Annotated in this window: 10 protein-coding genes and 3 tRNA genes; 10 read left to right on the top strand and 3 right to left on the bottom strand. The window is 70.2% G+C overall.

The features are described 5' to 3' along the window. Positions 1-1,155 precede the first annotated feature (1,155 nt). From ACIRB1_RS07625 to ACIRB1_RS07590, 8 genes are all read left to right on the top strand, one after another. Positions 1,156-2,253 (top strand): ATP-binding protein, encoded by a 1,098-nt coding sequence (locus ACIRB1_RS07625; protein ID WP_352185578.1) that lies wholly within the window; start codon positions 1,156-1,158, stop codon positions 2,251-2,253. Positions 2,254-2,273: 20 nt separating this feature from the next. Continuing rightward, on the top strand, positions 2,274-3,101 hold the full coding sequence (locus ACIRB1_RS07620) for a roadblock/LC7 domain-containing protein (RefSeq protein WP_352185617.1): 828 nt from the start codon (positions 2,274-2,276) through the stop codon (positions 3,099-3,101). After that, on the top strand, positions 3,094-3,480 hold the full coding sequence (locus ACIRB1_RS07615) for a DUF742 domain-containing protein (protein WP_266768386.1): 387 nt from the start codon (positions 3,094-3,096) through the stop codon (positions 3,478-3,480). The genes ACIRB1_RS07620 and ACIRB1_RS07615 overlap by 8 nt, the downstream gene beginning before the upstream one ends. Before the next feature lie 4 nt (positions 3,481-3,484). After that, positions 3,485-4,045, top strand: a complete 561-nt coding sequence (locus tag ACIRB1_RS07610; RefSeq protein ID WP_352185577.1) for an ATP/GTP-binding protein — start codon at positions 3,485-3,487, stop codon at positions 4,043-4,045. Between the two features lie 8 nt (positions 4,046-4,053). Further along, complete coding sequence (locus ACIRB1_RS07605; protein ID WP_403464930.1) at positions 4,054-5,433, top strand: cytochrome P450; 1,380 nt, start codon at positions 4,054-4,056, stop codon at positions 5,431-5,433. Between the two features lie 105 nt (positions 5,434-5,538). Further along, complete coding sequence (locus ACIRB1_RS07600) at positions 5,539-6,786, top strand: cytochrome P450 (RefSeq protein WP_403464929.1); 1,248 nt, start codon at positions 5,539-5,541, stop codon at positions 6,784-6,786. Continuing rightward, on the top strand, positions 6,783-7,604 hold the full coding sequence (locus ACIRB1_RS07595; RefSeq protein WP_403464928.1) for an enoyl-CoA hydratase/isomerase family protein: 822 nt from the start codon (positions 6,783-6,785) through the stop codon (positions 7,602-7,604). The genes ACIRB1_RS07600 and ACIRB1_RS07595 overlap by 4 nt, the downstream gene beginning before the upstream one ends. Before the next feature lie 199 nt (positions 7,605-7,803). Continuing rightward, positions 7,804-9,915: a LamG-like jellyroll fold domain-containing protein gene (locus ACIRB1_RS07590; RefSeq protein WP_403465361.1), complete on the top strand. Its 2,112-nt coding sequence runs from the start codon at positions 7,804-7,806 to the stop codon at positions 9,913-9,915. 152 nt (positions 9,916-10,067) lie between these two features. On the opposite strand, the gene ACIRB1_RS07585 is transcribed toward ACIRB1_RS07590, so the two are convergent. The 3 genes from ACIRB1_RS07585 to ACIRB1_RS07575 all read right to left on the bottom strand — a co-directional run bounded on the left by ACIRB1_RS07585 (position 10,068) and on the right by ACIRB1_RS07575 (position 10,471). Next, a tRNA-Ile gene (locus ACIRB1_RS07585) sits at positions 10,068-10,141 on the bottom strand. A 178-nt stretch (positions 10,142-10,319) separates the two neighbouring features. After that, a tRNA-Asn gene (locus ACIRB1_RS07580) sits at positions 10,320-10,392 on the bottom strand. Positions 10,393-10,398: 6 nt separating this feature from the next. Next, a tRNA-Asn gene (locus ACIRB1_RS07575) sits at positions 10,399-10,471 on the bottom strand. Positions 10,472-10,627: 156 nt separating this feature from the next. On the opposite strand from ACIRB1_RS07575, the gene ACIRB1_RS07570 reads away from it, so the two are divergent. Both ACIRB1_RS07570 and ACIRB1_RS07565 read left to right on the top strand, forming a co-directional pair. Further along, positions 10,628-10,933 (top strand): YtxH domain-containing protein, encoded by a 306-nt coding sequence (locus ACIRB1_RS07570; RefSeq protein WP_352185568.1) that lies wholly within the window; start codon positions 10,628-10,630, stop codon positions 10,931-10,933. A gap of 51 nt (positions 10,934-10,984) precedes the next feature. Further along, positions 10,985-12,442: an FGGY-family carbohydrate kinase gene (locus ACIRB1_RS07565; protein WP_403464927.1), complete on the top strand. Its 1,458-nt coding sequence runs from the start codon at positions 10,985-10,987 to the stop codon at positions 12,440-12,442. Positions 12,443-12,529 lie beyond the last annotated feature (87 nt).

The following is a 12,529-nucleotide window of genomic DNA, read 5'->3' as shown; positions in this document are numbered from 1 at the left end:
TTTCCCCGCGGGAAGCGGAGCGTCTTTCCTTGGACCACCAACGCAGCACCAGCCGACCGGAGTTACGGCGACGGGCTCAAGATCCAGCATAGCCCGAGGAAGCGCGTGAGCCCAATCCGGACGACCCCCTGGCGCCGAACCGGGAGGAGCCGGGCAAGAACGGCCCAGGCCGCGTTTCGCACCGTACGCACCATGCCGGAGCCGATTGATCATCTGCCGCGAAAAGGACTCCCGCGCGTGCCAGTTGTGCGCACCCCGAGTGATGAAGTGGTGGAGACAGTGGAAACACCTGGAGCCGACGAGGCCGACATCCACCCGCTGGGCCGGACGTCGTCAGCCTGCCGAAACCGACAGCGGAGCCGCGGAAGAGTCGGGCCGTACCCCCGTCGCGGGGCGCCAGGACGACAGGGCGGCCGGGCTTCACGTCCGCCGGGCACCTCTCGACACTGGAGCCGATGCCGGTGACGGTCTGTCACCAGTGCAGGAGAAGCGCCGAGTTGGAGCGAGCTGGTGGCCTCCGGCTCGGGCCCGCCGGCGATCCGTCCCGCACCGGTACAACACGCCACGTTTTCGCGGGACTTGCCGAGGTATAAGACAGCCGCATCGACCCACGCGCCACCGTTGACCTCGCCCCACTCCCGCCCCGTACCACCGGGTCCGCAGGAGGCCCGGACCACCGCGCCCCTCAACCCACCGTCGTCACGCTCCGCCACCCCGCCGTCCGACCGCGACAACCCCGTTCACCCGCAGGCCACTTGGTGATTACGGACATCTCGGCGCCTTTACCGGAGCGGTGGGGACGGCACCCCTCGGCGCCGGAGCTCCCGGCATCCAAGTCCGGTCAACACCCCTTGCGCAGCAGGCATGTTAACTCCGTAAAACCCGATGGAGTGAACTCTGATGCACCGGTTGACGGTGATAGCATTCCGCCGTCTGCGACCTTGATCCACTTTTGGTCAGACTTCGAGTCTGAACGCGGTCACCCCTCCGCGTCGATCAGTCATGCAGTCCCCTGGACGGGTTGCGGATCCCTGCAAGGCGTACTCGATGACGCCTGCACGCCACGCGCCGGGAAAGGTTTCCATGACTCAAGACGTGCTTCTTTGGTGCCTGGTTGCGATAGCGGTGATAGCCACAGCCGCGGTCGTGGCTCTCATGCTCCGCAGTAGAGCCCTGGGGAGGAAGAAGAAGGAATCCGAGGCGGCGCTGGAGGCGCGGCTGCGGTATACGCAGGGTGAACTCGACCGCGCCCAGGCCGCCTTGGTGACGCTGCGGAACGAACAGGACAGTGTCATCCGCGAGGCGGGGCAGGCCGCCGAGGAGAACACCAAGGCGGTCCTCAAGGGCGCCGCCCGTTTCCTTCAGAGCCTCGCGGCCGAGCAGACCACCCTGCTGGACGGGGTGCAGCGGGAGTACGGCGGTCACGCGGTCCTCTCCGACCTGATGGACATCACCCACGCCAACGCCCAGATGGCCCGCAAGGCGCAGGGCATCGCGGTCATGTGCGGCGCCCCGCTGGGCCGCCGCAACCAGCCCGCCAGCGTCTACGACGTCGTACGCAGCGCGCAGAGCCAGATCCGCAACTTCCAGCGGGTCGAGATCATGCAGCCGAGCGGCATCGCGCTGAAGGCCTCCGCCGTCGCGCCGGTCGCCCTGGCCGTCGCCGAGCTCCTCGACAACGCCGCCAGCTTCTCGCAGGCGGACGCACCGATCGAGGTCACGTTCCGTCAGGCCCAGAAGAACCTGTGCATCGTCATCGACGACGCGGGCGTCGGCATGAGTGACGAGGACCGGCAGCGGGCGACCGCGCTGCTGTCCGGGGAGGGACTTCCGCAGCTGTCCGAACTGGGCACCCAGCCGAAGTTCGGCTTCCCCGTCATCGGTCTGATCGCCCGTCAGCACGGCTTCACGGTGGATGTCACCGGTGTCTCCCGGTACGGCGGCGTACGGGCCGTCGTCCTTCTGCCCGAGGAGCTGTGGACCATGGAGGAGACCCTGCCGCCGGCCACCGAGGCGCCCGTGAGCAGCATCCGGCCGATGGAGACCGGGCGGTCGGCGCGTACGGCGGGCGGTCTGCCGAAGCGCGGGTCCCGCATGTCGCCCACCGGTGTTCCCACCAGTGGAGACCAGTCGCCCCGCCGGAGTGCCCGGCGCGGCTCCGGCAGCCTGGCGGCCCTTCAGCGCGGTACGCAGTCCGCGCGTGACACGGCCTCCTTCGACACCCAGACGCCCGGAGGGTCCGAAAACGCATGAGTACAGCAGACCTGTCCTGGATGGTCCAGGACATCGTGGACAACGTGCCGAGAGCACGGCACGCCGTGGTGTTGTCCGCGGACGGGATTCCGCGCGGGTCCACGGACGACCTGACCGGACAGGACGTGCGGACCATCTCCGCCGCCATGGCGGGGATGCAGTCGCTCAGCCGGGCCACCGCCCACTTCGCCGGGCTGGCCAGGGACCGGCAGTGGATCCAGACGGTGATCGAGTTCCAGCACGGCTGGGTGTTCCTGATCGGGGCCGGGCAGGGTGCCTATCTGGCCGCCGCCGCGGAGCCCGACGTGGACATGGAGCAGCTCTCGTTCCGGATGAACCGGCTGGTCTCCCGGCTGGGCAACAACCTGACGGCGCCGCCGCGGGTGACCGCCGGCGACGCGGCGCACAGCGTGGACGCCGCCTCGGCGCAGCGGGACGCGGAGGGCGGCGGGGTCTTCCTGCTCGCGGAGCTGGACAAGGCGGTGGCGTCGGTGCCGGGCGCCCTGCACGCTCTGCTGCTCGGCGCGGACGGTCTGCCGCGCGGGGCGAGCGCGGGGATCGGCAGGAACCTGGCGGACACGATCTCGGCGGCCATGACGGGCATCCACGCGTACAGCCGGGCGACCGCGCCGTTCGCGGGCGGTCAGCAGGACGACGAGTGGATGCAGACGGTCATCGAGTTCGAGCACGGCTGGGTGTTCCTGATCGCGGCCGGCGAGGGTGCCTTCCTCGCGGCGGCGGCCGAACACGGCTGTGACATCGAGGAATTCACCGTACGTCTGGGCGACACGATGCCGGCTCTCAGCGCCGGGTCGGCCGCTCGCGGAGGAAGGACGGGCGATGCGTGACGACCTGGACGGCGAGCTGGAACTCACGGCCCCATTAGTCCCCCTCTTCGTCATCGCGCAGGGTCGCGCGCTGCCGCGGGAGAGCGAGTACGAGCACACCACGATCATCACGGCCCAGGACGGCGCCCTGGCGGCGGCCCGCACGCTGTCCCCCGAGGCCCGTACGGTCATGGACCTGATCGCGGACGGCTTTCTCTCGGTCGCCGAGGTCGCCGCGCACACCCGGCTGCCGCTGGGCATCGTCCGCATCCTGCTGGCGCAGATGGCGGAGGACGGTCTGATCCATGTGCGTGACCCGGTGCCGCACGCCGAACGCCACGACCCCGTCCTGCTGACCGCCGTGCTCGACGGCCTGATGCGAATTCGAACCGGAGCGTAGTCCCGTGTATCTGGATCCCGACGTCTCCCGCTCCGTGAAGATCCTGGTCGTGGGCCACTTCGCGGTCGGGAAGACCACGTACATCGGAAGCGTCTCCGAGATCGAGCCGCTACAGACCGAGGAGGAGATCACCGAGGCCAGCGAGGGTCTCGACGACCTCTCCGAGACCCCGGACAAGACGACCACGACCGTCGCGATGGACTTCGGGCGTCTCACCCTCGGCGAGGACCTGGTCCTCTACATCTTCGGAACCCCCGGTCAGGAGCGGTTCAAGCAGATGTGGGAGGGGCTGTCCCGGGGAGCGCTGGGGGCGCTCGTCCTGGCGGACCCCGAGCGGCTGGAGGAGACCTTTCCCGTCCTCGACCTGGTCGAGGCGTTCGGTCTGCCCTATGTCATCGGCGTCAACACGTTCGAGGGGAAGCAGCAGTTCCCGCTGGACGAAGTGTGCGAGGCACTCAACATCGCCGAGGAGACCCCGGTCATCCACTGCGACGTCCGTGACCAGGACTCCTCGATGCAGGCACTCATCACGCTCGTGAAGCACCTCTTGTCCTCACTCGGCTAGGAGCCAGCATGCAACACCCCTTCGACCCGTCCGGGGCACCGGCCGGCTGCCCCGCGCACGGCAACGTCCCGCTGTACGGTCCCGACTTCGGCTCCGACCCCGAGAGCACCTACGCCCGGCTGCGCACGCTGGGCCCGAGCGCCCCGGTCGACATCGCGCCGGACGTCGAGGTCGAGCTGGTGACGAGTTACGACGCCAGCCTGTACATCCTCCAGAACCCGACCCTGTTCGTGCGGGACTCGCGCCGCTGGAACGCGCTGAACGACGGGCAGGTGCCCGCGGACAGTCCGGCGCTGCCGATGATGGGCTACCGGCCCAACGCCCTGTTCAGCGACGGCGCGGCGCACGCCCGGCTGCGGCAGGCGGTCACGGACAGTCTCGCGACCGTCGAGCAGAGCCGGCTCGTCCGGCTGACGCAGCAGTCGGCCGACTATCTGATCAGCCAGTTCAGCTCCGAGGCCCTCGGGCAGGCGGAGTTGATGGCCGCCTACGCCCAGCCGTTGCCGCTGCTGGTCTTCGGTGAGCTGTTCGGCTGCCCGCCGGAACTCGGTGACCGCGTGATCGCTGGCATCACCGGCATCTTCCAGGGCATCCCGGGTGCCGACGAGACGCTGGGCGGGGCGCTCGCCGAACTGATCGCCCTCAAGCGCCGGCAGCCCGGCGAGGACCTCACCACCCAGCTGATGGTGCACTCCTCCCGGCTGACCGACGAAGAGGTGCTGCACCAGCTCGTCACCCTGCTCTCCGGCGGCACCGCGCCCCTGACGGCCTCGATCGGCACCAGCACCGCGCTGTACCTCAGCGACGACTGGCCGAGCGGTCTGCCGGTCGAGGACGCGGTGGTGAAGACGCTGTGGAACTACGCGCCGATCGCCAACTACGCGGCCCACTACCCCACGCAGGACGTCGAGTTGGGCGACCGGACGCTCCACTCGGGCGACCCGGTCCTGATCTCCTTCGCGGCCGCCAACAACGACCCGAAGCTGACCGCGCACCGCGAACAGCTCAGCTCCAAGGCCCACCTGGCCTTCGGTGCCGGTCCGCACGCGTGCCCGGCGAAGGACCCGGCGTTCATGATCGCCGCCACGGCCGTCGAGTCCCTCCTGAACCGGCTGCCCGACGTCGAGATGCGCGTCCCCTTCAAGGAGCTCGCGTGGGTGCCGGCGCCGTGGAGCCGCCAGTTGGTGACCGTGCCCATCCGGTACACCCCGCGCACGGTGCCGTCGGCGGCCAAGCCCCGCCCGGCGCGGCCGTCCGCTCCGGGCGTCGGGCAGGCGCCCGCCGCTGTGCCGCAGCAGGCCGCGTTCAGCCGGCCGGCCGCGCACGCCGCTCCGCGCCCCAAGGGCGGGATGTTCAGCCGCTTCCGTGCCTGGGTGAATGGTGAGTGACGTGAAGAGCGAGTGATGTAAGTAACCCTACGAAAGCACTGTGTTATTGGATGATTCAAACATCCCACGGGTACGAATGGCGGCTGGCAGAGAGGAGCCACCATCGTGGGAAGCGTCACGACTCCGACAGCGGACCGTCGGGCCACCGTCTCCCTGTTCTCCCGTCTCCGGACGGCTGAGGGACAGGCCGATCCCTTCCCCATCTACGCGGCACTCAGGGCGCGCGGCACAGTCAGCCCCGCGCCCTGGGGCGGTCACCTCGTGACCGGCTACGGCACCTGCGACCAGGTACTGCGCAACGGCCTCTGGCTCGAACCGGACACCGACTGGAGGGCTCGGCAGGGCGCGCGTACCCGCTGGAGCGCCCCCTCCTCACGGGAGATCAGCCGAACCATGCCCGCCCTCAACCCGCCGGAGCACACCCGGGTGCGCCGGTCGGCCGGCACCTTCGACCGCTCCACCGTCGAGCAGATCGGCCGACGGGTGAACGACATCGTCGACCGCCTCCTGGACACCCTGCACGAGCGCCTGCGCGCGGGCGAGGCCGACTTCGCGGAACTCGTCAGCGAGGAACTCCCGGTCGCCACCATCGGCGACTGGCTCGGCATACCCGGCGCGGACTGGCCCCGGCTGCGTGAACTGACCCACGACCAGGTCTTCACCCAGGAGCTGCTCCCGAACGCCAGCCAACTGGCCCGCTCCGACGCCGCGATGGCGGAGCTGCGGGTCTACTTCCTGGAGCTGGTGCGCGACCGGCGCGCACATCCGGGCGACGATCCCGTCTCCCGGTGGATACGCGCCTGGGACGAGCTCGAACCGGACCGGGACAAGGCCGACGAAGGCGTCTACTTCCTCGCCCTGTTCGTCCTGCTCGCCGCCCTGGAGACGACGTCGACACTGCTGTCGACCATGGTCCTCCTGCTGGTCGAGGACCCCGCCCGCTGGAGTCTGCTCGCCGAACACCCGGACCTCGTCCCGGAGTTCGTGGAGGAGACCCTTCGCTACGACCCTCCCACCCACGTCATCAGCCGGGTCGCCTCCCAGGACTGCCTCCTGGAGAACACCGAGGTCCGCGCCGGCGAGATGGTCCACCTGATGGTGGGTGCCGCCCACCGGGACCCGGCCCGGTGCGCGGACCCCGACTCCTTCGCCCCCCGGCGCAAGCTGACCCATCTCGCCTTCAGCGGGGGCATCCACTACTGCCTGGGCGCACCCCTGGCCCGGCTGGAGGCGCAGACCCTGCTGCGCCGCATGATCGCCCGACTGCCGAGACTCACCCTGGTACGCCGTCCCGCGATGGCACCCCGGGTGGCGTTCAGGCGACTCCTGAACCTGGACGTATCACTGACATGAACTCGCCAATGACCCCCGGTGCCACCGTGCAGACCCCCGTTCCGGAGCCCTTGAACCACCCGGAGACGGCCGCCCCCGCCGCCCCCGTGAGCCTCACCCGGACCGGGTCCGTCCTCCACGTACAACTCAACCCCTCCGGCCAGGACGACGACGTCCTGAGCTCCGCCGTCCTGGACGCACTCATCGCCGTCCTCGACGGCCTCCACGAACAGCCCGACGTACGCATCCTGGTGCTCTCGTCCCTGGGCGAAGACTTCTGCCGGGGAGCGGACCGCCGCGAGTTCCAGGAGGCGCTGGCCGCCGATCCGACCGGGGCCACGCTCCGGCGCATCACGGACAAGGCCCAGCGTCTGTGCCAGGCGCTGGAGAACACCCACGCCGTCACCATCGCCCGCCTCCACGGCAACGTCATCGGCGCGGGCCTCGCCCTGGCCGCCCACTTCGATCTGCGCGCGGGGGCGGACACCTGCCGCTTCCGCATGCCGGAGGTCGGCCTCGGCCTCGCACCCGCGTGGGGCGGCGGCATGGGACGCCTGATCGTGGAGGCCGGTGCCGCCCGTATCCGCGAACTCATGCTCACCTGCGAGGACTTCGACGCCTCCACCGCCCACCGCCTGGGGCTCCTCCACAAGGTCGCGCCCCTCGACGACCTGGACGACACCGTCACCGCCTGGACCAGACCCCTCGCCCGACGCTCCCCACAGGCCCTCGTCCTGACCAAACGCATGCTCACCGGCTACGTGAAGGCAGCCCGGGCATCCGACACCACCCTGCTCGACTCCCACCTCCTCGCCGCCCAACTCACCCAACCACGCTGACGACAGAAGCACCGGCCCGCCGCTCACCCCCGGTTCGGCGGGCCGGGCATCTGCTGGAACGGGGCGGCCCGGAAACCCCTTTCCGTACTGTCAGTGGCCTCTGTTAGCTTCAGGCGCCCGTGTGATCCACGGGCGTCAGACGCTCACAGGGGAGGGCCACTTGACCAGGTTCGCAAGGACAGGCAGACGTAGACGGACGATGGTGGGGGGCTGCGTGGCCGCGCTGTTGGCCACGGCCACCGGGACGGCGTACGCGGTGGACAACCTGCCGCCGGATCAACCGCTCGTCCGAGACCTCCAGTCGGGAGGCAAGCCGTGCGCGACCGGTGACGACACGGCCTACGTGTCGGCGCCGCCCAGGCTCAGCGCGGTGCTGTACGACCCGGAGGAGGACAACCAGCCCTCCGAATCCAGCCCGCTCAAGGGCGAGTTCGAAGCCTGGTGGACGGACGCGGCCGGAGTGAAGCAGCAGCGCAGCTACACCTCCGTCACTCTCTCCTCGGGGTCGCGCCAGGACTGGAGGATGCCGAGCGACATCCCGGCGAACACCGTCGTCTCCTGGCACGTCCGCGCGAACGACGGCAAGGCGACCTCTCCGTGGAGCGACGAGGGCGACGGCTCGGTCTGCTCGTTCGTGTACGACGACGTGAGCCCGGAGAAGGCGACGATCACCTCGCCCGAATACCCCAACCGGGAGGACGTGTTCTGGGTGGACGGAGTGGGCGTCTACGGCCACTTCACCATGGTCTCGCCGTCCGACGACGTGGAGTCGTACACGTACGGCTTCCTGGGCGGCCCTTACGGCACCGTCTCCGCGGCACGACCGGGCGCGCCCGTGACCATTCCGTATCTGCCGCTCTCCCAGGGACCCAAGTCGCTGACGGTCCACGCGATCGACCGGTCGGGCCGGAGCAGCGCCGAGTCGCACTACGACTTCAACGTGAAGGCCGGCCGCGCCCCCGTCGCCCGCTGGAAGCTGGACGACCCCGCGGACTCCCGCTCGGCCACCGCCGAGACCGGCACCGCCGCCCGTGCCGGGACCGGCGTGACCTTCGGCGGCCCGGCGCCCACCGGCACCACGGCCACCGCCACGGTCGCCCTCGACGGCAGCGAGCGAGGCTTCCTCACGCCTGACGCCCCGGCGACCGACCTCCGTAAGTCCTTCGCGGTGAGCGCGTGGGTACGGCCCGCCGAGACCGGCCGGGACATGACCGTCCTCAGCCAGGATGCCGCCGCGGCGCCCGGCTTCGACCTCGGGCTGCGCAGCCAGGACGCCGGGCCCGCCTGGTCGTTCGCGATCGGCGGCGCGCGGGTGTCCGGCGGCGCCCCCGAGACCGGCGAGTGGGCCCATCTGCTGGGGCTGTACGACGCCGAGACCGGAAAGGCGCGGTTGTACGTCAACGGCCACGAGGTCGGGACCGCGGCCGACGCGACTCCCGCCGAGGCGGCCGGTGCCTTCCAGATCGGGCGCGCCCTCGGGGCGGCCGGCTATGGAGGCCAGTGGCACGGCGACGTCGGCGACGTACAGGTTCACGACCGGGTCGTGGTGCCGAACGAAGCCGCCGAACTGGCCTACCGCAAGCCCAAGTTGCTGGGCCACTGGTCACTGGAGAACGCGACGGACGGGGTGAGCCCCGAGCAGTCGGGCGGCACGCCCCTGCGGCTCGGCACGGGGGCTTCCCTCTACCAGGGCTCCGACGACTCCTGCATCCCGGACATCGACCCGGACTGCGCCTACGTGCCGCCGCCACTCGTCGGTGACGGTCATCTGCGACTGGACGGCGAGAGCGGGTACGCCGCTGCCGACGGTCCCGTCGTGGACACCGGGGACAGCTTCACTCTCGGCGTCGTCGTACGCCTCGCGGACTCCGAGCCCGCCCACCCGATGACCGTGCTCTCCCAGTCCGGCGAGCACACCGACGCCTTCAGGCTGCGCTACGAGCCGTCCACGTACTCCTGGCAGCTGGTGATGCCGGAGAAGGACGAGGCCGGGGCCCCCGAGAAGGTGGTGTCCCAGATCACGGGCGCGGACGGAGGCGAGGGCCAGGGTCATCGCCTCGCCGTGGTCTACGACGACGCCACCGACACGATCAGGCTTTTCCTCGACGGCTACACCAACACCCAGGCCACCACGACCCTCCCCAACGGCTGGCACAGCACGGGTGCCCTCCAGATCGGCCGCGCCAGGTCCGGCGACGGCTGGGGCGAGTACCTGCACGGCGACGTGGATGAGATACAGGCCTACTCCGGCGCGCTGAGTGACGGCGACATCATCGGCCTGGGGGCGGGTACGGACCCCTGCGTGTGCTGATGCCTGATCCCTGACTTCCCCAACGGTCCGCCGGAACCCCGGTCCTGGCGGACCGTCGGCCGAACAGCCGAACGGGTGTCACCCCGGTCGAGTGACGGCACCCGTTCCGACGTTTCCGCAGGTGGAAACGGTTCTCCTGAAAGAGGCAAGGGTGGGGCGGGTGGGACTCGAACCCACGGCCGACGGATTATGAGTCCGCTGCTCTAACCGGCTGAGCTACCGCCCCATTACGGCGCGTCGCGCACATTTGTACGCGCCGTCTGCCGCAGCATAGCCGCTCATACGATCTCCTGCTTCGGATGGTCGACTTCGCACGACCATGAGGACTGCGGCACGTCGCGAGCGGTTCCGGGGGACATGAAAAAGGACCCCAACGGGGTCCTCATCACTGCTTCCTCACTGCGCTCTCCCGACTGGACTCGAACCAGTAACCTGCCGGTTAACAGCCGGCTGCTCTGCCAATTGAGCTACGGAAGATCGAAGCTCCCCCGACTGGACTCGAACCAGTAACCTGCCGGTTAACAGCCGGCTGCTCTGCCAATTGAGCTACAGGGGAATGCCTCGTTGCATCGAACGTACCTCCCTGGGTATTCGCCAGAGGGCGTGTGCTCGCTGCGACACATACATTAGCGCAAGCAGGGGGGTGCTCCGCCAATCGGTTCCCCCGGCACCGAGCCGCGCCGGAGATCTACGCAAGGGAAGGATGGCCGTCATGCGCTACAAGCTCACGTTCGTCGTCGGACTGGCTCTGGGTTACGTGCTGGGCACGCGGGCCGGACGCGAGCGCTACGAGCAGCTGAAGAAGTCGGCACGTCAGGTCGCGCAGAACCCCGCCGTCCGCAACACCGCCGAGACGGCGGCGCAGCAGGGCCGCCAGTTCGCGGGCAAGGCGTACCACGTGGTCGGTGAGAAGGTCGGCGACCGGGTCCCCGACTCGGTCGCCCAGCGCGTACGGTCCCTGCGTGAGCGCAACGCGAACGGCACGGGCGAGGACGACTGGGGCACCAGCAACACGTAGGGAGTCCGGACCCGGCGCCGCCACCTCCCGCCGTACGGCAGAATTTCCGCCATGGGGATAGTCGCCGGGTTGGACAGTTCGCCCGATTTCACTCGTATCGTCGTCTGCGACACGGACACGGGGTCCGTGCTCAGGCAGGGATATGCGCCGCATCCGGTCGAAACCGAGACCGAGGGCGGCGGGCGGCCCTCCGATGTCGATCCACAGGCCTGGCTGCTGTCGCTGGGCGAGGCGGCCGGCGGGGGGCTGCTGGAGGGCGTGCAGGCCATCGGCGTCTCCGCGCAGCAGAACGCGGTCGTGCCGTTGGACGCGCAGGGCAACACCGTGCGGCCCGCGATGGTCGGCGGTGACAAGCGGGCGCAGGTCGCGGCGGCCGACCTCGTCGACGCGCTCGGCGGGCGTGAGGCGTGGGCGCAGGCGGTGGGTTCCGTACCGCAGGCCGCGCACCCCGTGACCAAGCTCCGCTGGCTGAACAGGACCGAGCCCGACAACGCCCGCCGCACCGCGGCGCTGCTCCAGGCGCACGACTGGCTCGTGTGGCAGCTGCTCGGGCGGCCGGTGCGGAGGACGACCGATCGGGGTGGAGCCTCCGGGACCGGTTACTGGTCCGCCGCCAGCGGTGGCTACCGGCCCGATCTCGTCGACCTCGCCCTCGGCCACCAGGCCATGCTCCCCGAGGTGATCGGCCCGTCCGAAGCGGCCGGTACGACCCCGGAGGGGCTGCTGATCTCCGCAGGAACCGGCGAGACGATGGCCGCCGCCTTCGGGCTCGGGATCGGCTTCGGGGACGCGGTCGTGTCGCTCGGGGCCTCCGGGTCCGTGATGGCCGTACACCCCGAGGCGCTCGTCGACCAGAGCGGGATGATCACCTCGCTGGCCGACGCGACCGGGATGCATCTGCCGGTCGTCACCACCCTCAATGCCGTACGGACCCTGCGGGGCGCCGCCGAGCTGCTCGGGCTGCCCGATCTGGAGAGTCTGTCCGAGCTGGCGATGAAGTCGACGCCGGGGGCGCACGGGCTGGTGTTCCTGCCCTATCTGGAGGGCGAGCGGACGCCGAATCTGCCGCACACCGCCGGGACGCTGGCCGGGCTGCGGCGGGAGTCGATGAAGGCGGAGCATCTGGCGCGGGCCGCGTTCGAGGGCATGCTGTGCGGGCTCGCGGACGCGCTGGACGTGCTGCGCGGGCGGGGCGTGGCCGTACGGCGGCTCTTCCTGCTGGGGCCTGCCGCCGAGCTGCCCGCCGTGCAGGCCGCGGCGCCCGCGCTGTTCGGGACGCAGGTCGTCGTACCGCAGCCCGCCGACTACGCCGCGATCGGCGCCGCCCGGCAGGCCGCGTGGGCGCTCGGGGTCTCGCAGGGCACCCTGGACCCGCGCAACCCGCCGCCCTGGCAGGGACCGGTCGCCCAGGTCTTCGAGCCGGGCGACGAACTGGCCGTAGGACAGGCCGTGCGGCAGCAGTACGTGTCGGTACGGGAACAGACGCATCCGGGCGCGTTCCGCTCGTAGCTATGTGCGGTCGTCGGCCTGAAGAGGGCACTCAAGGGTGCATAACGGCGCGTTGGGCACTGCTGTTGGCTTAATCGGTTGAGGTAA

The organism is Streptomyces sp. NPDC096013, assembly GCF_044763565.1.
GTDB lineage: Bacteria > Actinomycetota > Actinomycetes > Streptomycetales > Streptomycetaceae > Streptomyces.
The sequence above is the reverse complement of the archived record's forward strand: the minus strand, read 5'-3'. Positions and strand labels throughout refer to the sequence as shown.